At 72.3% G+C, this 21,254-nt stretch carries 19 protein-coding genes and 3 tRNA genes; 12 read left to right on the plus strand and 10 right to left on the minus strand.

The window, feature by feature from the left end:
- Nucleotides 1-96: 96 nt before the first annotated feature.
- Entirely contained in the window at nt 97-1,077 is a 981-nt protein-coding gene (locus AB0C87_RS32105) for a zinc-binding dehydrogenase (protein ID WP_353833372.1), read from the plus strand.
- 15 nt (nt 1,078-1,092) lie between these two features.
- Here AB0C87_RS32105 and AB0C87_RS32110 read toward each other — a convergent pair whose 3' ends face one another.
- Nucleotides 1,093-1,965 carry a DMT family transporter gene (locus AB0C87_RS32110; protein WP_345183725.1) on the minus strand — a complete coding sequence of 291 codons (873 nt, stop codon included), beginning with the start codon at nt 1,963-1,965 and terminating at the stop codon, nt 1,093-1,095.
- A gap of 194 nt (nt 1,966-2,159) precedes the next feature.
- Here AB0C87_RS32110 and AB0C87_RS32115 point away from each other — a divergent pair, with 194 nt between their 5' ends.
- On the plus strand, nt 2,160-4,205 hold the full coding sequence (locus AB0C87_RS32115; protein WP_360580946.1) for a right-handed parallel beta-helix repeat-containing protein: 2,046 nt from the start codon (nt 2,160-2,162) through the stop codon (nt 4,203-4,205).
- A 142-nt stretch (nt 4,206-4,347) separates the two neighbouring features.
- On the opposite strand, the gene AB0C87_RS32120 is transcribed toward AB0C87_RS32115, so the two are convergent.
- Nucleotides 4,348-5,094: a TetR/AcrR family transcriptional regulator gene (locus tag AB0C87_RS32120; RefSeq protein WP_360580948.1), complete on the minus strand. Its 747-nt coding sequence runs from the start codon at nt 5,092-5,094 to the stop codon at nt 4,348-4,350.
- 127 nt (nt 5,095-5,221) lie between these two features.
- Here AB0C87_RS32120 and AB0C87_RS32125 point away from each other — a divergent pair, with 127 nt between their 5' ends.
- Nucleotides 5,222-5,785 carry a dihydrofolate reductase family protein gene (locus tag AB0C87_RS32125; RefSeq protein WP_345183731.1) on the plus strand — a complete coding sequence of 188 codons (564 nt, stop codon included), beginning with the start codon at nt 5,222-5,224 and terminating at the stop codon, nt 5,783-5,785.
- 275 nt (nt 5,786-6,060) lie between these two features.
- Here the strand turns inward: AB0C87_RS32125 and AB0C87_RS32130 are convergent.
- The 5 genes from AB0C87_RS32130 to AB0C87_RS32150 all read right to left on the minus strand — a co-directional run bounded on the left by AB0C87_RS32130 (nt 6,061) and on the right by AB0C87_RS32150 (nt 8,297).
- A tRNA-Val gene (locus AB0C87_RS32130) sits at nt 6,061-6,132 on the minus strand.
- 14 nt (nt 6,133-6,146) lie between these two features.
- Nucleotides 6,147-6,217, minus strand: a tRNA-Cys gene (locus tag AB0C87_RS32135).
- Between the two features lie 32 nt (nt 6,218-6,249).
- Nucleotides 6,250-6,322, minus strand: a tRNA-Gly gene (locus AB0C87_RS32140).
- Between the two features lie 42 nt (nt 6,323-6,364).
- A complete protein-coding gene (locus AB0C87_RS32145) occupies nt 6,365-7,336 on the minus strand; it encodes a CHAP domain-containing protein (RefSeq protein WP_345183733.1) in 972 nt (323 codons plus the stop codon).
- Between the two features lie 157 nt (nt 7,337-7,493).
- Nucleotides 7,494-8,297 carry a universal stress protein gene (locus AB0C87_RS32150; protein WP_345183735.1) on the minus strand — a complete coding sequence of 268 codons (804 nt, stop codon included), beginning with the start codon at nt 8,295-8,297 and terminating at the stop codon, nt 7,494-7,496.
- 86 nt (nt 8,298-8,383) lie between these two features.
- On the opposite strand from AB0C87_RS32150, the gene AB0C87_RS32155 reads away from it, so the two are divergent.
- Nucleotides 8,384-8,992: a YceI family protein gene (locus tag AB0C87_RS32155; protein ID WP_360580951.1), complete on the plus strand. Its 609-nt coding sequence runs from the start codon at nt 8,384-8,386 to the stop codon at nt 8,990-8,992.
- Nucleotides 8,993-9,070: 78 nt separating this feature from the next.
- On the opposite strand, the gene AB0C87_RS32160 is transcribed toward AB0C87_RS32155, so the two are convergent.
- Entirely contained in the window at nt 9,071-9,985 is a 915-nt protein-coding gene (locus AB0C87_RS32160) for a LysR family transcriptional regulator (RefSeq protein WP_345183750.1), read from the minus strand.
- A 93-nt stretch (nt 9,986-10,078) separates the two neighbouring features.
- Between AB0C87_RS32160 and AB0C87_RS32165 the strand changes: the two genes are divergently transcribed.
- The 7 genes from AB0C87_RS32165 to AB0C87_RS32195 all read left to right on the plus strand — a co-directional run bounded on the left by AB0C87_RS32165 (nt 10,079) and on the right by AB0C87_RS32195 (nt 17,613).
- Nucleotides 10,079-11,224, plus strand: coding sequence for a TDT family transporter (locus AB0C87_RS32165; RefSeq protein WP_360580953.1), 1,146 nt, complete (start codon nt 10,079-10,081; stop codon nt 11,222-11,224).
- A gap of 100 nt (nt 11,225-11,324) precedes the next feature.
- Entirely contained in the window at nt 11,325-12,404 is a 1,080-nt protein-coding gene (locus tag AB0C87_RS32170) for an LLM class flavin-dependent oxidoreductase (protein WP_345183754.1), read from the plus strand.
- Entirely contained in the window at nt 12,401-12,994 is a 594-nt protein-coding gene (locus tag AB0C87_RS32175; protein ID WP_360580955.1) for an FMN reductase, read from the plus strand. Before AB0C87_RS32170 ends, AB0C87_RS32175 begins: the two co-directional genes overlap by 4 nt.
- 45 nt (nt 12,995-13,039) lie before the next feature.
- Entirely contained in the window at nt 13,040-13,396 is a 357-nt protein-coding gene (locus tag AB0C87_RS32180) for a metalloregulator ArsR/SmtB family transcription factor (RefSeq protein ID WP_345183758.1), read from the plus strand.
- Nucleotides 13,393-14,022 carry an SRPBCC family protein gene (locus AB0C87_RS32185; protein WP_345183760.1) on the plus strand — a complete coding sequence of 210 codons (630 nt, stop codon included), beginning with the start codon at nt 13,393-13,395 and terminating at the stop codon, nt 14,020-14,022. Before AB0C87_RS32180 ends, AB0C87_RS32185 begins: the two co-directional genes overlap by 4 nt.
- A gap of 112 nt (nt 14,023-14,134) precedes the next feature.
- Entirely contained in the window at nt 14,135-16,333 is a 2,199-nt protein-coding gene (gene hypF / locus AB0C87_RS32190) for a carbamoyltransferase HypF (protein WP_345183762.1), read from the plus strand.
- A 179-nt stretch (nt 16,334-16,512) separates the two neighbouring features.
- Nucleotides 16,513-17,613: a hypothetical protein gene (locus AB0C87_RS32195; protein WP_360580957.1), complete on the plus strand. Its 1,101-nt coding sequence runs from the start codon at nt 16,513-16,515 to the stop codon at nt 17,611-17,613.
- Between the two features lie 34 nt (nt 17,614-17,647).
- Here AB0C87_RS32195 and AB0C87_RS32200 read toward each other — a convergent pair whose 3' ends face one another.
- Nucleotides 17,648-18,049 carry a PPOX class F420-dependent oxidoreductase gene (locus tag AB0C87_RS32200; RefSeq protein WP_360580959.1) on the minus strand — a complete coding sequence of 134 codons (402 nt, stop codon included), beginning with the start codon at nt 18,047-18,049 and terminating at the stop codon, nt 17,648-17,650.
- A gap of 87 nt (nt 18,050-18,136) precedes the next feature.
- On the opposite strand from AB0C87_RS32200, the gene AB0C87_RS32205 reads away from it, so the two are divergent.
- Entirely contained in the window at nt 18,137-19,849 is a 1,713-nt protein-coding gene (locus AB0C87_RS32205) for an MFS transporter (protein ID WP_360580960.1), read from the plus strand.
- Nucleotides 19,850-19,934: 85 nt separating this feature from the next.
- Here the strand turns inward: AB0C87_RS32205 and AB0C87_RS32210 are convergent, their stop codons facing one another.
- On the minus strand, nt 19,935-21,053 hold the full coding sequence (locus AB0C87_RS32210; RefSeq protein WP_360580962.1) for a DUF2637 domain-containing protein: 1,119 nt from the start codon (nt 21,051-21,053) through the stop codon (nt 19,935-19,937).
- Between the last annotated feature and the right edge of the window lie 201 nt (nt 21,054-21,254).

Genomic DNA, 21,254 nt, shown 5'->3' on the forward strand with positions numbered 1-21,254 from the left:
TTGACTGCCTTACGCCGTACGATTACCTTACGGCGTATGAGAACCTTACGGCGTACGACGGACGCTTCCCCCGCCCCCGCGCACCCCAGGGCCGCCATGAAGGCCTGGACCTGGGACCGCTACGGCCCGCCCGACGTGCTGGCCCTGAAGGACGTCGACGAACCCGCCATCGGCCCCGACGAGGTGCTCGTGCGGGTGCGGGCGGCGGCCGTCAACCCCTACGACTGGCGCCACCTGCGGGCCGACCCGAAGCTGGTCCGGCTCAGCTGCGGCCTGCGGCGGCCGAGGCCGGGCCTCGTCCTCGGCGCCGACCTCGCCGGAGTCGTGGAGCGGACGGGCCCCGCGGTGACGGGGCTGCGCCCCGGCGACGAGGTCTTCGGAGAGGTCCGCCTCGGCTCGTTCGCCGAGGCCGCCGCCGTTCCGCGGGACCGGCTGGCGGTCAAGCCGGCCCGCCTCACCTTCGAGCAGGCGGCATCCGTGTCGATGGCCGCGCACACCGCGCTGCAGGGACTGCGGGACACGGGGAGGATCTCCGCCGGGCAGCGGGTCCTCGTCAACGGCGCCTCCGGCGGCGTCGGGACGTTCGCCGTCCAACTCGCCAAGGCGTTCGGAGCCGAGGTCACCGGCGTGTGCAGCATCCGCAACCTCGAACTGGTCCGTTCCCTGGGCGCGGACCATGTCGTGGACTACACCCGTGAGGACTTCACGCAGCGGAAAGGACGGTACGACCTGCTCATGGACATCGTGGGCGACCGGCCGTTCGCCGAACTGCGGCGCTGCCTGACGTCCCGCGGCACGCTGGTGATCGTGGGCGGCATCGCCTCGCCGCGCGGCGGGCTGCTCGGCCCCGCGGGGCAGATCGTCCGCGGCGCCCTGGCCTCCCCCTTCGTCCGCCAGCGCATCGACCACGTCGGCTGGCGGCCCAACGCCGCGGACCTGCGCTTCCTGGCCGAACTGATGGAGGAGGAGCGGGTCACGCCCGTCATCGACCGGACCTACCCGTTCGCGGAGCTCCCCGAGGCCCTCCGCTACATCGAGCGCGGCCGCGCCCGGGGCAAGGTCGCCATCGCCTTCTGACCGCCGCCGCGGAGGTCAGGCCATCGCGATGGCGGCGATCCCGGCCAGCACCACGGCCGAGCCCGCCAGGCGGCGGACGGCGTTCGCCTCGCCCAGGACCCGCCACGCGGCCAGTCCGCCGAGCACGATGCTCAGCTCGCGGGCGGGAGCGACCAGGCTGACCGGCGCGATCCGGAGCGCGAAGAGCACGAGCAGGTACGCCACCGGCGACAGCAGGCCGATGATGAGCACTTCGCGCCGGTGGTCGCGCCACAGGCGGCCGACCCGCGCCCTGTCCCGCAACGCGTACGGCGCGAGGATCAGGCTCTGGGCGAGCGCGCCGGAGCCGAAGTAGACCAGCGGCGGGACCGCCAGCCCCGTGACCGAATGCGCGTCCCACAGCGTGTAGCCGGCGATCACGACACCGGTCAGCACGCCGTAGAGGACGCCCGCGCGCCGGCGCGCCGGCGAGGCGCCTCCCTCCGCCGGTGCGCCGCCGCTGACGACCAGGATGCCGACGATCACGAGGAGCGCGCCGACCAGCCCGGGCAGGCCGGGCTTCTCGCCCAGGAAGAGGACCGCCACCAGCACCGACAGCAGCGGCCCGGTGCCCCTGGCGAGGGGATAGACCACCGACAGGTCGCCGACGGCGTACCCGCGCTGCAGCACGATCCCGTACGCCACGTGCAGGATCGCGGTCACCAGCGCCGCGAGCAGCCATGTCCACTGCGGACGCTGCGGGGTCACCGCCAGGAAGACCAGCGCCGCCGGTGCGAACACGATGGCCGAAACGGTGTAGTAGAGGAAGACGAACGGCGCCCCTCCGTCGCCGACCCGCTTCGCGGAGAAGTTCCAGAACGCGTGCACGACGGCGGCGACGAGGACGAGCGAGAGGGCCCAGCCGTTCACGAGGAGACCTTCCCCCAATCCTTCGCGCCGGTGGACCCTCCGCAGTGCGGCGCCATCGTACTCGCGCCGCCCCAGAGGCCGCGGTGACCGGTTGTGGACCTTGAAGCGGCCCGCATCGTCGCTAGATTGAACGTGAATTTCGTTCAAATTTCGTGGTCCGCAGGCCGAGCAGGCGTTCGGGACGAGGTTGGCTGATGGGCAGACGGTTTCTCGGCAGGCTCTGGTTGGTCGTCGCCACGGCGTCCGGGCTGGTCCTCGGGCTGATGGTGAGCGCGGACGCGCACATCGAGCGTCCCTCGTACTGGCCGCTGCCCGGCCCGGACTGCTCGGTCAGCCCGTGCGCGGGCGGCGCGGTGCCCAAGGCCAGGAGCCTGGCCTCGTCGCTCGCGACGACCAAGGGCAGCACGACCCGCGTGGTGTGCCGCCCCGACTCGCTCAAGCGGCTGGAGGCCTCGATCAGGCGGGCGCGGAAGTCGGGCTACGACATCCGGCCGCACGACCACCGGCGGTTCGGCGCCGCGGAGGCGCGGGAGCTCACGCGGATCAACCGGGCGCTGGCCGCGCGGTGCCGGTACGGCGAGATCCAGCCCGCGGTGACCGCCTCGGGCAACAACGACCGTGTCGTGGTCCTGCCGGGCGTCTACACCGAGCCCACCTCCCGCGCGAAGCCCACCCACGACAAGGCGTGCGACCCGTACAAGCTGACCACGGGGGCCTATTCCTACCTCGGCGAGTACATGTGCCAGAACGACGCCAACCTCATCGCCGTCCTGGGTCGCTCGCCCGGCTCAGGCAAGGACCCGGACCCACCGCTGGTCGACCGGCACGGCATCCCCAACCGGGGCGCGTGCGTGCGCTGCAACCTCCAGCTCGAAGGGTCCGGCGTCAGCGCGGACGACGTGGTGGTGGAGGCCGGCGACCCCGCGTCGGGCAACGGCGGCCCGCGCCGCTCGGCGAAGGACGTGGGCATCCGCGCCGACCGGGCCGACGGCTTCGTCCTGCGGAACGTGACCGTCCGGCACGCCGAGGAGCACGACATCTACGTGCTGGAGAGCAACGGGTACCTGCTCGACCGCTTCAAGACCTTCTACGCGGGCGAGTACGGCGTGCTCACCTTCGTCGAGGACCACGGCGTGATGCAGAACTGCGAGGCGGCGGGCAACGGCGACTCCGGCCTCTATCCGGGGTCGGGCGCCAAGACCTCGGCCGGCCGCGACCCGAAGTTCTATCCGACGGCGCGCTACAGCCAGGAGATCCGCTACTGCGACTCCCACCACAACACCAGCGGCTACTCCGGCACCGACGGCAGCGGCACCTGGCTGCACCACAACAACTTCTACGGCAACGCCCTCGGCTTCACGACCGACGTGTTCACCGCGGCGGGGCACCCCGGCTTCCCGCAGCAGGGCGACCTGATCGAGAAGAACGATTTCTTCTCCAACAACTTCAACCCCTACCTGCCCGGCAGCGACGTCGTGCCGACGGTGCCGGTCCCCGTCGGCACCGGCATGTGGATCGCGGGCGGCGACGACAACGTCGTCCGCGACAACCGCTTCCGCGACAACAGGAGGCGCGGCGCGATGCTGTTCGCCGTCCCCGACGCCTTCGTCTGCGGGCCCGGAAACGGCCCCATCACCGGCTGCGACCCGCTGAAGCTGTCCACGTCCCACCGCAACTCGTTCCACGGCAACACGATGTCCGGCAACGGCGTCGACTTCTGGTGGGACGCGTTCCCCGGCAACGTGGGGAACTGCTGGTACTCCAACGGCAACGCGACCGGCTCCCCGAAGAACCTGCCCGACTGCCTGAACGGCAAGGTCCCCTGGCTGAGCATCGGCCTCGGCAATCTCGAGAACGAGGCCGAGCTGATCGTCTGCATGTCCGACCTGAAGCCCGGCGGCCCGTGCCCCTGGTTCAAGTCCCCGGCCGCCGGGAAGGCCGCGCCCGCCGACGGCCACGACCACGGCGCGACGGGGGAGCTCAACGACGCGCTGCTCGCGGCGGTGACGTGCCACTCCTGGCACGGGATGAACACCGACCAGCGCGACCACATGCTGACCAGGATGCAGGTGTTCATGGGCGGCCAGATCGACCATCCCGGGGCGCGGGGCACCACCCTCAGCAACGAGAAGGCGACCCGCGTCCTCGACAACGCCTGCGGCCTCTCCTTCGCCGGCCAGTTCAAGCTGTACAAGCTCTACGCCCGCGCGGCGGCCTTCACCCCGCATCCGCAGCGCTGAGCCGCACGCCCATGCCCCGCGCCGTCACGCCATAGGCGCACCGGGTAATCGGGTTCGGCATCCCCGCTCATCTGCTCGACTCCGGTTCACAGGGTCGCGGGAGTGGCACCAGCCGGAATCCGGCCGTCGGTGGGCAGATCGCTTACGGAGGATCTGGGCGCGAAGCCGTTTGTTCGTCGCCGTTGCTGTGGGTGCGTTGAGAGATGGTGCGTTCGAGACCGTCGAGGAGGGCGAGGAGGCCGAACTCCCGGGTCGTGGTGGTCGAGGGGATGGCCACGGTGGTGGCAAGCAGCGGGAAGCGGTCGGAGTTCAGGAGGAGCAGTTCGCGCATGATGGGGGCGGCGCTGCCGTCCGTCCAGGTCTGAGTGCCTTGGGTGGCGGCCGGGTGGGTGGCGCGGATGTGATGGGACACCGTCATGACCGCGTCGAGCCGTTCGCGTTCGGTCAGGGGGGTGTCGGTGAGGGCGCTGAGGGCTCTTTCGGACCATGCGGCCTCACGTGGGCCCATGACACGGTCGCCCACGGTGACCGACGGCAGCCAGGGGTGGCGCTGCCAGGCGGCGGACAGCCCGCGGGCGTACTCCTCCAGCTTGGCCCGCCAGCCGGCCGCCCCGCTCAGGTCGGGGGGTGTGCCGACCGCCGCCTCGACCATGATGGCCATCAGCTCTGTCTTGCCCTTGACGTAGCGGTACAGGGCCATCTTGGTGAGGCCGAGCTCGGCGGCGACGCGGTGCATGGAGACCGCCTCCAGGCCCTCGGTATCGGCGACCTTGACGGCGGTGTCGGCCAGCCGGGCGAGGTCGAAGGCGGGCCTGGGGCCTCTGGCGCGCGGCTTCCGCAGGCCCCACAACAGCTCCGCCAGTGTCCTCGGATCCTCGTTGACCGCCACGTCGCCTCCCGCTTGCCAACCGTCGAAACTGTCTCTACCGTACACAGTGTTCGGGGGACACAGTTTATCTCCGGACCCGGGAGCAGGCGGTGGCCGAGGGGCCACGCCGTGAAACGAGGAGTGGGCCGTGTCCACATCGGTGCTCGACATGTCGATGTCCCTCGACGGGTACATCGCCGATCCCAACGACTTCCTCGGCGGCGACGATGGCGAGCGGCTGCACAAGTGGGCTGACTCGGACCGGCATCCCGAGCCGGTCAAGCAGTTCCAGGACGAATGGAACGGGGCCGGCGCGATCCTCGCGGGACGGCGGACCGCTGAGCTCATGGACCACTGGGGCGGCTCCCACGGCGGTCTCCCGATCTTCGTCCCCAGCCACCGGCCGCCCGGCCCGGCCGCCAGGTGGGGCTATCCGCTGGTGACCTACGTGAACGACGGGATCGAAAGCGCGATGGCGCAGGCGAAGGCCGCCGCCGGGGAACGGGACGTCCAGATTCGTGGCGGCGCCTACACGGTGCAGCAGGCCCTCGAGGCCGGAGTGCTGGACGAAGTGCAGATCCACCACATTCCAGTACTCCTGGGCGCGGGGCGCCGGTTGTTCGACGTCCTGCCGTCGGAGATCGAGTTGGAGATCATTCAGGTGATCGACACGCCCGAGGCCACCCACATCCGCTACCGCGTCCGCCGCTGACCCGATAGGGCTGGGCCCGAGTTGCTGTGACCACCTCAGCCTCGCCCGAGATCGGCCAGGTGGTCCCAACGCCGCTCTACAGCCAGCGGAGGAGAGGGAAAGATCAGGAAGCCCAGCTGAGTGACCCCCGAGGACGCGCCAGAAAGCTCAGCCCGCACGCAGGGGGCGTGGGGGACGGAGTCCCCCACATCGGGGGTCTGGGGGTCGCCCCCCAGAAAAGCACTGCGGGCCACCGGGGAAGGCGCCATAGGCGCCGACCAGGATGGCCCGACTCGTGGGCGATACTGGGATTGAACCAGTGGCCTCTACCGTGTCAAGGTAGCGCTCTCCCACTGAGCTAATCGCCCTTGCGTGTGCTGCGAGGTGGAGACGGGATTTGAACCCGTGTACACGGCTTTGCAGGCCGTTGCCTCGCCTCTCGGCCACTCCACCAGAGCGAGGCCTGCCTGACGGGGGCCTCTCAGAGCGGACGACGGGATTCGAACCCGCGACCCTCACCTTGGCAAGGTGATGCTCTACCAACTGAGCCACGTCCGCGTGCCGGTCCGGGGGTCGCCCCCCGGGCTCGCACGAACAACTCTAGCGGAATCCTGGAGTGCTTGCGTACCGGTCGGATGCGGAGTCGGTGAGCTCGGCGTGCAGGGTGTTCCAGAAGTCGAGCTCGCTGTCCTCTTCGAGGTGGGCGATGCGGCCCCAGAACTCGCGGTCCTCGGCCGCGTGGGCGGCGGCGAGGGAGATGGCGGGCATCACGGTGGTGCCGGCGTCCGCGGCGTCGAGGTCGGCGGGGGTGACGTCGGCGGGGAGGGCGACCGGGGTGGCGGGGCGGTGGTGCTTGCCGCGCTTGCGGACGCGGATGGGCGGCGACGTGGGGGCCTTCGCGGCGGCGGCGCGGCCGGCCGCGAGGGCCACGGTCCCGCAGAGGACGAAGGCGAGGATGCCGCCGAGGACGACCTCCTGGGCGGGGACGTGCTCGGGGGCGGGGGAGTGCTGCTGCTGCTCGTGGGTGCGCGTCGTGGCGGCGGGGGCGCCGACCTGGTCGACGGCGGGGGCGGGCGCGGCGTGCTTCGGGGTGTACTTGGCCTCGACCTTGATCTTGGACGGGTAGCCGAAGCCGACGACGGAGTCCATGTCGCGGGTCTTGCGCATGAGCTTGTAGCCGTCGGCGTTGCCCTCGATGGTGTGGAGCGTGTGGCCGTCGACCTTCTCGACGATGCCGACGTGGTCGATCTGGTCGATGTCGCCGGAGCCGTTCCAGTCGTAGAAGACGATGGCGCCGGGTTCGGGGTCGTGGCCCCAGGCGTCGTTCTTCTTGAACCACTTGGCGTGGTCGATGGTGGAGGCGAACTGCCCGGCCTGGCCGGCGACGTCGGCCTTGTCGGCGGCCCAGGCGAGGAACATGTCGCACCAGGGCGCCGTCGAGAAGTACTCGTCGTGGTCGCCGTCGAGGTTCTTGCGGTACCACTCGCCGAACTTGGTGTAGCCGTCGCCCTTCTCGGTGTACCCGAGCTCCTTCGTGGCGATGTCGAGCAGCTTCTTGCCGATCGGGTCCATCTCGCTCCTGACGCGCCTCGCTCGTTCGGGCGAGGTGGCGCCCGACCGGGGGACGGAACGCGCCCCGGTCCAAGGTCACGTTCCGATCTCGACGGAATGTAGCCGAGGTAAACGGTGGGCGGCAACCGCTTCCATGGAAACGGTCATAAGGGACTACTCAGTAGTAGCCTCGCGGGAGGACGGCGACCGGACAGGGCGCCGCGCGCAGGACCTTGAGCGCCACCTCGCCCAGGAAGACGCGGTGGGCGGCGGCGTCCTCGCTGGACGCGCAGACCAGCAGCTCGCCCTCGGGCCAGTCCACGTCCTCGAGCGCGTCCGCGACGTCGTCGCCCTCGGCGACCTCGGCGGTGACGTCCTCGGGGACCAGTTCCGCGGAGTCCAGGGCGAGCCGGATGGCGAGGGCGAGGTCGTCGCGGAGGGGCTCGGGGTTGACGTCGCCGATGGCCAGGGTGACCAGCCGGAGCGGCACCTCCAGCCGCTCGGCGGCCTGGGCGGCGCGGATGACCGCCTCGTCGCACTGGGGCCGCCGCACGTACATGACCGTGATCCGGGCCAGCTCGTCGGGCGGCCGGTGGCCGGACGGGGCGAGCATCACGGCCTCGGTCGCCGAGTGGAGCAGGTGGTCGGCGGCGGCGCCGACGCCGATGCGGCCGCGGGCGCCGCCCTCGGGGGAGCCGACGACGATCAGGTCGGCGCCGATCCGGCTGGCGAGGACGGTCAGGCCGCGCCCGACACTGCGGCCCTCCTGGACGAGCAGGTCCGCGGGCTCGCCGTCCAGGAGGTCGGCCACCTGGTCCAGGAGCGCGCGGGCCTCGCCGGCCGCGGCGGGCAGGTCCGGCGGATGGACGGTCGCTACGCTCAGCCGGCCGCCGGTCAGCGCGACGATCCCGCGGGCGAGGTCGAGTGCCTCCCGGCCGCCCGCGTCGGGGACGTATCCGGCCAGCACGTGTTCACCGATCATGTACGAAGCATTCCCCCTCGGAGCCCGGACAGACCAGAGTGAGTTTTGGGGTACTTTTGCCGAGTTATCTGACTTTTGGGGGATTTATGGGTGGCGAGGTACCCGACCTCGAAGCCGGCCGCTGGGCCATCGACCCGGTCCACTCCGAGATCACTTTCTCGGTGCGGCACCTGATGACGACGGTGCGCGGCTCGTTCCCGGACTTCGAGGGCGAGATCGTGATCGGGGAGGACCCGATGGAGTCCACCGCCCGGGCGGAGATCCGAATGGGATCGATCGACACCCGCAGCGCCGAGCGGGACGAGCACGTCCGCTCCGCCGACTTCCTCGACGTGCGCCGCCATCCGGTGATGAGCTTCGCCGGCACCGGCGTGGAACGTGCCAAGACCGGCCGCCGCGCCCGCACCCCCCGCTACCACCTGCTCGGCGACCTGACGATCAAGAACGTGACCCGTCCGGTCCGGCTGCTGACCGAGTTCCACGGCGTGGGCCCCGACCCGTGGGGCGGCGTCCGCGCGGGATTCACCGCGACCGCCTCCATCAGCCGCCGCGACTTCGGCATCGAGTTCAACATCCCGCTGCAGGGCGACAGGGTCATGCTCGGCGACGAGATCGCGATCGCGCTGGAGATCCAGACCGTGTTCACCGCCGCCGGCGCGCCCCGCCCGGGGGCCGAGGTCCCGCTCGACCGCTGACCACGGGCCCGAGCGCCCAGGCCCGGTCACGCCGCGAGCCGCCAGGCGAGCGAAGTGGGCCGGGACTTCGGAACACGGCTAGCCGCCGGCGCGGGACGCGCGGGTCAGGCCCAGGAGGTCGCGGGCGGGACCGGCGGGGCGCCGGCCCGCCGGCCAGACCGCGCGCAGCGGGCGCGCGAGATCCAGTTCGGGGACGGGGACGCAGACCAGCCGCCCGGCGGCCACCTCGTCGGCGACGGCCAGATCGCTCACCACGACCGGCCCGGCTCCGGAGACGGCCGCCGCCTTCAGCGCGGTGGTGGACGCGAGCTGCAGCATCGGCGGCGCCGTCCCGCCGTGCGCGGCCAGCGCCCGGTCCAGGACCTCGCGCGTCCCCGACCCCTCCTCGCGCAGGACGAGCGGCGTCCGCGCCAGCTCGGCGGCCGGGACCCCGGAGCGCCGCCGCGCCCAGGGGTGCCGCGGGCCGACCACGACGACGAGCCGGTCGGTGGCGACGACGGTGCCGTGCAGCCCGGCCGGCGTGCGCGCCCCCTCGACGAACCCGAGGTCGGCGCCGCCGCCGCGCACCTGCTCGGCGACCACGGTCGAGTTGGCGGTGCGCAGGGTCACCGCGACGCCCGGGCGGACGGTCCGGAGGGTCACCAGCCAGCCGGGCATCAGGTACTCGGCGACCGTGAGGCTCGCCACGACGCGCAGCCGCCCGTCGCGCCGCTCCCGCAGCGCGTCGAGCCCCGCGTCGAGCGCCTCCGCCGCCGCGACCACCTGCCGGGCCCACTCGGCGACCAGCGCGCCCTCCTCGGTGGGACGGGAGCCGCGCGGCGACCGTTCGAGCAGTGCCACGCCGAGCTGCCGCTCCATCGAGCGGATGCGGGCGCTGGCGGCGGGCTGGGTGACGCCGACCTCGGCCGCCGCGCGCCCGACGCTGCCGAGCCGGACGACGGCGAGCAGCAGTTCGAGGGCGCCGAGGTCGGGGACGCGGTGCGAGACGGCCATGACCCCGATTCTACGGACCCATAGCTTTGCTTTATGACCCCATAGAGCCATGACCTCTACTGATGGCCGCGAATGCGGTGGAACCTGGACGTCATGAGCCTTCCCACCCCGAACCGCGCCCTGCTGGGCGCGCTCGACCGCCCGACCGAGGCGTTCCGGCATCTCGGTCCCAACTGGTACGCGGCCGTCATGGGCACGTCGATCGTTGCGAACGGGGCGAACGCGTTGCCGGTCGACGTCCCCGGCCTGCACGCCTTCGCCGTGGTCGTGTGGGCGGGCTCGCTGCTGATGCTCGTCGCGCTCATGGCGGCGCGCGCCGTCCACTTCGCCCGGCACACGGACGTGGCGCGGTCCCAGCTCCTGGACAACCCGGCCACGGCGGTGTTCTACGGCTGCCCGCCGATGGCGATGCTCGCCGTCGGCTACGGGACGCTCATGCTCGGCCCCGAGGTGATCGGCATCCGGGCGGCGATCGCCCTGGACGCCGTCCTCTGGACGCTCGGGACCCTCTACGCCGTGCTGGCCGCCGCCGGCGTCCCCTACCTCATGATCACCAGGCACCGGCCGGGGCCCGCGAACCCGACCTGGCTGCTGCCCGTCGTCGCCCCGATGGTCGCCGCGGCGCTCGGGCCCGCGCTCGTCCCGCACCTGCCGGAAGGGCAGGCCCGCGCCACGATGATGTTCGGCTGCTACGGCCTGTTCGGCGCGAGCCTGCTGGCCACGCTGGTCCTGCTGCCCGGCATCTGGTCGCGGCTCGCCGGCGGGCCGCCGTCACCGGTGGCCCTCACGCCGACGCTGTTCCTCGTGCTCGGGCCGCTCGGGCAGTCCACCACGGCCGTCGTGCAGATCGCGAACGCGGCGGGGCAGGCCGCTCCCGGATACGCGGCGGCGGCGCGCGCGTTCGCCGTCCTCTACGGCGCGCCGGTGATGGGCTTCGCGCTGCTCTGGCTGGGCATCGCGGCGACCGCCAACCTGCGGGCGCTGCGCGGCGGCATGCCGTTCGCGATGACGTGGTGGGCGTTCACCTTCCCGGTCGGGACGTGCGTGACCGGCGCGTCCGGCCTGTCGCGGATCACGGGCCTGGACGCGCTGACCGGCGTGGCCGTGCTCCTCTACCTGCTTCTCGTCACGGCCTGGGCCGTGGCCGGCGTCCGGACGGTCCGGGGCGCGCTCAGCGGGCGCCTCTTCCTGCCCGCCGTCCCGCGCCCGGCGCCGCTGCTGCCGGCTCAGGTCGCCTAGCAGGGCGGTCACCGCGTCCTCCCGGGCGGCGGGGCAGGAATACCCGCCCGGGGGTCGCGGTTCGGTAGGATAATTGAAAGTTCTACTATTGGAGGCCGGCATGCAGTTCGGGATATTCACGGTCGGCGACGTCACCCCCGACCCGACCGACGGGCGCGTCCCGACCGAGGCCGAGCGGATCAAGGCCATGGTCGCGATCGCGCTCAAGGCCGAGGAGGCCGGCCTGGACGTCTTCGCGACCGGCGAGCACCACAACCCCCCGTTCGTGCCGTCCTCCCCGACCACGATGCTCGGCTACATCGCGGCGCGCACCGAGCGGCTGATCCTGTCCACCGCGACCACTCTGATCACCACCAACGACCCGGTGAAGATCGCGGAGGACTTCGCGATGCTCCAGCACCTCGCCGACGGCCGGGTGGACCTGATGATGGGCCGCGGCAACACCGGCCCCGTCTACCCCTGGTTCGGCAAGGACATCCGCGACGGCATCCCGCTCGCCATCGAGAACTACCACCTCCTGCACCGGCTGTGGCGCGAGGACGTCGTCGACTGGGAGGGGAAGCACCGCACGCCGCTCCAGTCGTTCACCTCGACGCCGCGTCCGCTGGACGGGGTCCCGCCGTTCGTCTGGCACGGCTCGATCCGCAGCCCGGAGATCGCCGAGCAGGCCGCCTTCTACGGCGACGGCTTCTTCGCCAACCACATCTTCTGGCCGACGGACCACTTCCAGCGCCTGATCGGCCTGTACCGGCGCCGCTACGAGCACTACGGGCACGGCTCCGCCGACCAGGCGATCGTCGGCCTCGGCGGCCAGGTCTTCATGCGCAGGAACTCCCAGGACGCCGTCCGCGAGTTCCGCCCGTACTTCGACAACGCGCCCGTCTACGGGCACGGGCCCTCCCTGGAGGAGTTCACCTCGGAGACGCCCCTCACGGTCGGCAGCCCCCAGCAGGTCATCGACAAGACGCTGACGTTCCGCGACCACTTCGGCGACTACCAGCGCCAGCTGTTCCTGATGGACCACGCGGGCCTGCCGCTGAAGACCGTCCTGGAGCAGATCGACATGCTGGGGGAGGAGGTCGTGCCCGTGCTGCGCAAGGAGTTCGAGTCGCTGCGTCCCGCGCACGTCCCGGCGACCGCCCCGACCCACGCGTCCCGTCTCACCGAGGAGGTGCGATGACCACGCTCGCCGTCGTCTCCGCCGGGCTCGGGCAGCCCTCGTCCACCCGGCTCCTGGCCGACCGCCTCGCCGAGGCGGCGGCCGGGGCCCTCCGGGAGGGCGCGACCGTCGAGACGGTCGAGCTGCGCGACCACGCGCACGCCATGGTCGACGCGACCCTGACCGGCTTCCCGTCCGGGACGTTCCGCACCGCCATCGAGACGGTGGCGAACGCCGACGGCCTCATCGCCGTGACGCCCGTCTTCAACGCGTCCTACAGCGGGCTGTTCAAGACGTTCTTCGACGTCCTGGAACGCGGTTCCCTGGAGGGCACGCCGGTGCTGCTCGGCGCGACCGGCGGTACCGCCCGGCACTCCCTGGCGATCGATTACGCGATGCGCCCCCTGTTCGCCTACCTGCGCGCTAGCGTCGTCCCGACCGGTGTCTTCGCGGCGTCCGCGGACTGGGGGAGCGCCGAGACCGCCCTGCCCGAACGCGTCGCCCGGGCAGGAGCGGAACTGGCCGCCCTGGTGGAGGCCCGTCCGGCCCCGCCGAAGGCCGATCCGTACGAGGCGCCCGTCCCGTTCGAGAGGCTTCTCGCCGGACACTGAACTTGAGATTTGGCTTATATAAGCCGAGCCTGTAACTTGGGTCACGTGCACGCATTCGATGTGGTGGGCGACCCCGTCCGGCGCCGGATCCTCGAACTGCTCGCCGACGGCGAGCGCTCGTCCGGCGACCTCACGGCGGTCGTCCGGAAGGAGTTCGGGATCTCCCAGCCCGCCGTGTCCCAGCACCTGAAGGTGCTGCGCGACAACGGATTCGCCGTCGTGCGGGCGGAACGGACGCGCCGGCTCTACGCTGTCGACTCAGCACCGCTGCAGGAGTTGGACGCGTGGCTCGAACGCTTCCGCCGGTCCTGGACGCCGCGTCTGGACGCCCTGGCGACCGAGATCGCCCGCGGGAAGCGCGCACACCGCACGCATCAGGACGACCCAGGGAGCGAGACATGATCGAAGTCACCGGCCAGATCAACACGGTCACCCGCACGGTGGGCGAGAAGGCGCTGGAGTCCGGCACCGCGAGGACCGCGACGATCAGCAGGGTCTACGACACCGGCGTCGACGACCTGTGGAACGCCGTCACCGACCCCGAGCGGATCTCCCGCTGGTTCCTGCCCGTCTCCGGCGACCTGCGGCTCGGCGGCCGCTTCCATCTGGAGGGCAACGCCAGCGGGACGATCGAGCGCTGCGACCCGCCGAAGGGGTTCGCGGCGACGTGGGAGTACGGCGGCCAGACCACCTGGATCGAGGTCCGGCTGACCCCCGAGGCGGACGGCCGGACCCGGTTCGAACTGGAGCACACCGCCCTCGTCGACCCTTCGCAGAACCAGTTCGGCCCGGGCGTCGTCGGCATCGGCTGGGACATGGGGCTCCTCGGCCTCACCATCCACGTGGAGTCCGGCGAGGACGCCCGGGCCAAGCTCGGCGACTCCTGGGCCATGTCCGAGGAGGGCCGCGAGTTCGCGCGGCAGGCCGGCGAGGGCTGGTACGCCGCCGACGTCGCGGCCGGCGCCGACGAGGCCACCGCCCGCACCGCGGCGGACTTCACCATCGCCATGTACACCGGGGAGCAGTGACCTCCGGCGCCGAACACGCCCGGCGTCCGCCCCTCCTGCCGCGGAGTCGTCCGTCGGGACACGCCCGGTAGCCTTCGGTCACCGACGGTGACCGGCAGGGCACAATGGCGGGGTGGACGTCAGGGTCGGTGTCCGCGTCGAGGGGGTCGTGCAGGGCGTCGGTTTCCGGCCCTTCGTGCACGGCCTCGCGACCGGCCTCGGGCTGTCGGGGCTGGTCGGCAACGACGCGGGCGGCGTGTTCATCGAGGTCGAGGGCGCTCCCGACAAGGTCGGGCGGTTCCTGGACGGGCTGCGCACGCGCCCGCCCCGGCTCGCCCTCGTCGAGCGCGTCACCACGCGGGAGCTGGACGCCGTGGGGCGCGGCGGCTTCGCCATCGTGGGCAGCGACGCGTCGGGCGAGCGCCGGGCCCTCGTGTCCTGGGACGCGGCGACCTGCGACGACTGCCTGCGCGAGATGCGCGACCCGGGCGACCGGCGCCACCGGTACCCGTTCATCAACTGCACGGGCTGCGGGCCGCGTTTCACGATCGTCACGGGCGTGCCTTACGACCGTCCGAACACCACCATGGCGGGCTTCGCGATGTGCGGGCCGTGCGCCGCCGAGTACGAGGACCCGGCCGACCGCAGGTTCCACGCCCAGCCGGTGTGCTGCCCGGCCTGCGGCCCGTCCCTCGCCCTGCGCCCCCACGCCGACGAGCCCCTGGAGGCCGCGCGGGCGGTGCTGGCGCGGGGCGGGGTCCTCGCGGTCAAGGGCCTCGGCGGCTACCACCTCGCGGCGCGGGCGGCGGACCCGGGGGCGGTGGCCGCGCTGCGTTCCCGCAAGCACCGCGAGGACAAGCCGTTCGCCGTGATGGTCCCCGACCTGGAGGCGGCCCGGGCCCTGTGCGACCTCTCGGCCGCCGAGGAAGAGTTGCTCACCGGGCCGCGGCGCCCGATCGTGCTCGCGCGGCGCCGGCCGGGCGCCGCCCTGGCGGACGCGGTCGCACCCGGAAACCGGTCCGTCGGCCTTCTGCTGCCCTACACCCCGCTGCACCACCTGCTCGTCACCGAATCGGTCGTCCTGACCAGCGGCAACGTCTCGGACGAGCCGATCGCCTACCGTGACGAGGACGCCCTGGGGCGGCTCGCCGGCATCGCCGACGCCTTCCTCCTGCACGACCGTCCCATCCACACCCGCACCGACGACTCGGTGGTGCGGACGTTCCGCGGCCGCCCGCTCCCCGTCCGCCGCTCCCGCGGCTACGCGCCGGAGCCGATCCCCGTCCCCGCCGGTCGCCCGGTGCTGGCCTGCGGCGCGGAGCTGAAGAACACGTTCTGCCTGACCCGCGACGGCCGGGCGTTCGTCTCCCACCACATCGGCGACCTGGAGAACCACGAGACGCTCCGCGCCTTCGAGGAGGGCATCGGCCACTTCCGGCGGCTGTTCGACATCGCGCCCGAACTGATCGCCTACGACCCGCACCCGGAGTACCTGTCCACGAAGTACGCGCTCGACCAGGACCTGCCCGGGGTCGCCGTCCAGCACCACCACGCGCACATCGCCTCCTGCCTCGCCGACAACGGCGCGGACGGCCCGGTGATCGGCGTCGCGTTCGACGGCACCGGGTACGGGACCGACGGCACCCTGTGGGGAGGCGAGTTCCTGGTCGCCGACCTGCGCGGCTTCGAGCGCGCCGGGCATCTGGAACCGGTTCCGCTGCCCGGCGGCGCCGCCGCGATCCGCGAGCCGTGGCGCATGGCGGCGGCCTACGGGGTCCCGGGCGACCTGCCGGTGGCCCGCCGCCCCGACTGGGCCGCGGTGACCGCCCTGGCCCGGCGCGGCGTCAACGCGCCGCCGACCTCCAGCATGGGCCGCCTCTTCGACGCGGTCGCCGCCGTCCTCGGCGTCCGCGACCGCGTCAACTACGAGGGGCAGGCCGCCGTCGAACTGGAGCAGTGCGCCGACCCCGCCGAGACCGGCGCCTACCCGGCGACGCTGAACGGCACGACCGGCTTCACGGTCGCGGGCGGCGAGTTCGTGGACGCGGTGGTGAGCGACCTCAGGGCCGGCGTCCCCGTCCCTGCGATCGCCGCGCGGTTCCACAACGGCGTCGCGGCGCTCGTCGTCGCCGCGGCCTCCCGCATCAGGTCGGAGACGGGCCTCGGCACGGTCGCGCTCTCCGGCGGGGTGTTCCAGAACATGCTCCTGCTCGGCCGCGCCGTCTCCGGCCTGGCCGACGCGGGCTTCGACGTGCTGACCCACCACCGCGTCCCTCCCAACGACGGCGGCATCAGCCTCGGTCAGGCGGCCGTCGCCACCGCCCGCGGCTGACCCGAGGACCGCCCTGGCCGGATCCGGACGCGCCGCCGTGGGCACTGGCGATCCCTCACCGATGGACCGTGCCCACCAGGCGCGCGGCACCGGAGGCGCACCCTGGCGCGCGCCCGCGGGACGCCGCGCTCGAAGCGAAACGGCGACGCGGCGCCCCGCCTGGAGGGCATGATCATCAGATGGCGGACGAAGGGGACGAGCGGCAAGAAGCCCGGCCGAGGTCGTGGGCCGTCCGGCGATGGGCGGCCCCGCTGGCGCTGGCCGTGTCCGTCGCCGCCTCCATCGGCGCCGTGAACCTGCTGGTGGACGGGTCGGCGGCCACCACCGCGCTGCCCGGTGACCAGCGCAGGCCGCGCTTCATCGTCGCGGTGGGCAGGTTCGGAAGCGCCTCCCAGGGGAGCGGCCCGGAGCCGTGGTTCGAGGTCAGGGCGGTTCAGGCGGGCGGGGGGCGGCCTGTGGACTCGGTGCCCGCGCCGCGATCGGCCGGAGCGGCGCGGTCGCTCATCGAGGGGCCGGGGGGCGTGTTCGTGTTCTCCGCCTTCAAGGAGAAGACGTGCACGACCCGGTTCCACCGGTTCCGTCTCACCGGCGGCGGCCGGGTGAAGGATCTCGGGCCGCTCGTGGAAGACACCGTTCCGGCGCGCGTGGCCGGGCTGGCCATGAGCCCGGACGGTGAACGGCTCGCCTACGCGACGGCTCCTTGCGCGAATGGCGCGCAGCCCCAGGCGGTGGTGAGCGTCCTCGACCTTGGCTCGGGCCGGACGCGAGCCTGGAGCACGGCCGCCCCCTCACTCGTCGGTGAGATCGTCTGGGCGGGCGACAGCCGCACGCTCGGCTACGCCGTCAGCGACGTGCGGCTGGATGCCGCGCACAATCCCTTCCTTGAGGGCGGGGTCGGGAACGTTACCGTGTACGCCCTCGACACGAACGGGCGGAGCGCCGATCTGCGGGACGGCCGCGTCCTGTTCCGGCAGCCCGACGACTCCGCCGCGGTCACCACGGCCGTGATGAACCCGGGCGGGCGTGCGGGCTACGGCGCGATGAGGAAGGCGCGCCCGCCGAGCTTCGTCCTGTTCTCGTTCGCCGCCGGCAAGCCGATGAAGGTCACCCGGACCATCAGGCTGGATCCCGGCGGCGGGATGGTTCTCGGCTTGGCCACCGACGACGGCCCCCGGTACGCCTGCCTCGGAGGAGTCGACTCCTTCGGCAGGGTGACCGAAGGCGACTTCAGGGACACCGTGGACGGTGGCCAGAGCTGCGCGGTCGCCTACGGCTACTGACCGCCGTCCCGGCGCCCGCCGCCGGAAGGCGGTGTCAGAGGTTGCCCAGCACCCGGGTCGGGGTGATCTCGATGACGACGCGGTTCGGGTTCGGGCGCGGGGGCTTGTAGCGGGCGGTGTAGAGATCCTCCGCGTGGGCCACCGAGTCCGGGTCGGTCCGCAGGACGGCGCGGCCCTCGACGGTCGACCAGCGGCGGCCGTCCACCTGCGTGACGGCCGCGGGCAGGCCGGACGCGCCCGCGTCGCGGACATGGCGGGCCTTCGCCGAGGAGGCCGAAGTGATCACGCGGACGGTGCCGGCGTCCAGCGTCGCGCCGACGGGGACCGAGTGCGGGGTCCCGTCGGCGCGGAGGGTGACGAGCGTGCACAGGTGGCGCTCCCGCCAGAAGGCGAGGAGGTCCTCGTCGCTCAGGTCCAGCCGGTGTCGTCCGTCCACCGGAGTAAGCCTATCCGGACTGGCCGGTTTCGACGGGTTTATGATTAGTTAGCGTAAGAAAGTATCTCCGACGGGGGAGGGCGCGGCGTGCCGTCCAAGCACTATCCGTGGATCGCGCTGAGCAACACGACGCTCGGCATGCTGCTGGCCACGGTCAACTCCTCGATCGTGATCATCTCGCTGCCGGCGATCTTCCGCGGCATCCATCTGAACCCCCTCGAACCCGGCAACGTCAGCTACCTGCTCTGGATGCTGATGGGCTACATGCTCGTCTCGGCGGTGCTGGTGGTGACGCTCGGGCGGCTCGGGGACATGTTCGGGCGCGTGCGGATGTACAACGCCGGGTTCGCGGTTTTCACGGTCGGGACGCTCGTACTGGCGCTCGACCCGCTGCACGGGGGCGCCGGGGCGCTCTGGCTCATCGGCTGGCGGGTCTTCCAGGGGATCGGCGGCGCCATGCTGATGGCGAACTCGGCCGCGATCCTCACCGACGCGTTCCCCGCCCACCGGCGCGGCATGGCGATGGGCGTCAACCAGGTCGCGGGCATCGCCGGGACGTTCATCGGCCTGGTCGCCGGCGGGCTGCTGAGCGAGATCAACTGGCGGCTGGTGTTCTTCGCCTCGGCGCCCATCGGGATCGTCGGGACGCTCTGGGCGTACCGGAGCCTGGTCGAGACCGCCAGGCGGGCGGTCGGCGCGAGGATCGACTGGCTCGGCAACGTGACGTTCGCGGTCGGGCTGACCGCGCTGCTCGCCGCGATCACCTACGGGATCCAGCCCTACGGCGGGCACGACATGGGCTGGACGAACCCCTGGGTGCTCGCCGGGATGATCGGCGGCGTCGCCGTCCTGGCGCTGTTCTGCTGGATCGAGACCCGGGTCGAGCAGCCGATGTTCCATCTGAGCCTGTTCCGGATCCGGGCGTTCGCCGCCGGCAACCTGGCCGGGCTGCTCGCCGCGATCTCGCGCGGCGGGATGCAGTTCATGCTGATCATCTGGTTGCAGGGCATCTGGCTGCCGCTGCACGGCTACGACTACGAGGCCACCCCGTTGTGGGCCGGCATCTACCTGCTGCCGCTCACCGCCGGCTTCCTGGTCGCCGGGCCGATCTCGGGGCACCTGTCCGACCGGCACGGCGCCCGCGCGTTCGCCTCCGGCGGCCTCGTGCTGTCGGCGCTGGCGTTCGCCGGGCTGCTGGTGATCCCGACCGACTTCGGGTACGCCACCTTCGCGCTGCTGATCTTCCTCAACGGGATCGGCTCCGGGCTGTTCGCCGCGCCCAACACCACCGCGATCATGAACTCGGTCCCGGCGGACCAGCGCGGCGTGGCCTCCGGGATGCGCGCCACCTTCATGAACGCCGGCATGGTGCTGTCGATCGGCGTGTTCTTCTCCCTGATGATCGCGGGACTGTCCGACACGCTGCCGAGGACGCTGACGCGGGGCCTGACCGAGCACGGCGTCCCGCCCGGGCCCGCCGCCCAGGTGGGGGAGCTGCCGCCGGTCGGCACGCTCTTCGCCGCGTTCCTCGGCTACAACCCGATCCAGAACCTGCTCGCGCAGTTCCACGTGCTCGGCGGCCTCGCGCCGGACGACGTGGCCACCCTCACCGGCCGCTCGTACTTCCCGCACCTGATCTCCGAGCCGTTCCACCACGGCCTGGTCATCGTGTTCGGCATGGCGATCGCGATGTCGCTGGTCGCGGCGCTGGTGTCGCTGCTGCGCGGGCGCCGCTACGTGCACGACGACGACGCCTCGGGCGAGCCCGCGCTGCAGAAGGCGGGCCGCGGCGCCCGCTGACCCGCGCGCGGCGGGTGGCGAGAACGCGGACCGGCCGCCCGCGGTGGCGGGCGGCCGGTCCGGAACGCGCGGAAAGAGCGCGGGGTCAGACGCGCCAGGACTGGACGAGCGCGTCCAGCGTCACCTGGTCGTAGACGATGCCCTGGGCCTTCAGCTCCTGGGCGACCAGCTCGCCGTCGCCGTGGTGCTTGGCCAGCAGCCGGTACACCGCGTACGGGAACCAGTGGTTGTCGCTGATCCGCTGGATCTCGGCCTCGTCGCAGCGGTAGCCCTCGGCCCTGACCTCGGCGAGCGTCGCGGCGACGTCGCCGTGGCGGCGTTCGAGGATGTCGATGACGAGGGACCGCAGGTTCTCCGGCGCGGGCCCGACGGGCGCCTCCTCCTCGGTGACGGTGCCGTAGGAGCTGCGGCCGTTGAGGCTGCCGCGGGACGCGGCGCTGACCACGGCCAGCTCCGGCTCCGGCTCCGGCTCGGGGACCGGCGCGGGCGCGGGCGCCTCGGTCGCGGCGGGTGCCGCGGCCGGAGCGGAGGCGGCCGGTGCGGCCGGGGCCGGAGCGGCCTCGCCCGCGGGCGCGCCCTTGGCCTCGGCCCTCCCCGCGGTCCCGGACTCGATCGCCTTGCCGGAGTACCCGGGCACCTGGATCTGCGCGAACGGGCCGGTGTTGCGCAGCGGCATCAGGGTGATCTGGTTCAGCGTGACCGGCCCGGCGATCGCGCGCGTCTGCGGCTCGGGCTGCTTGGCCTCCTCCTCCTCGGTCCTCTGCGACACGTACCGGTGCAGCGTCCGCAGCAGGACGAACAGGCCGAGCATCGACACGATCGGCGGGACCGCGGCCGTCGCCTGGAAGGAGAAGGTCTTGTGGCCGACATGGCCGACGTTGAAGATGAGGCTGGCCGTCCACCCGGCGAGGGCGATGGTCAGCGGCAGGCAGAAGTCGAGCCAGCTCATCAGGGCCCGGCGCTTGATGACGAAGGCGTCGATGGCCAGCAGGAACAGCCCGAGTTCACCGACGATGATGAACAGGTCGACCAGCAGGGGGAAGGACTCGGCCTTCCATCCCCGCAGGCCGTGCTCCAGGGCCCAGTGGTAGAGACCGGCATAGGACTGGGCGAAGCCACCGGCGGTGGCGGTCAGGACCGCGGCCGCCATGAAGGCGATGGCCCCCCACCGTGTGATGACCTGTGCCCGGTTGGCAGCGCTCATGTGGCGTGTGCTCCCAGATTCCTTACACAACCAAAAGTGATCGGTGGGAGACTATCCATTCCTTTGCCGTTTCGTGGCCGATTCGCATCACGTCTCGGTCCCGTTCCCCGCGAAACGGCGCGGCGCGCCGGGGGAACCTCGCGAAAAGCCGCAGGCGGGAGCCCCCGTAGCCACACGGCGGGAGCCCCCGCAGTCACACGG

Origin of the sequence: Actinomadura sp. NPDC048021, assembly GCF_040653135.1 — a bacterium.
In the GTDB taxonomy this organism is placed as follows: domain Bacteria; phylum Actinomycetota; class Actinomycetes; order Streptosporangiales; family Streptosporangiaceae; genus Spirillospora; species Spirillospora verrucosospora.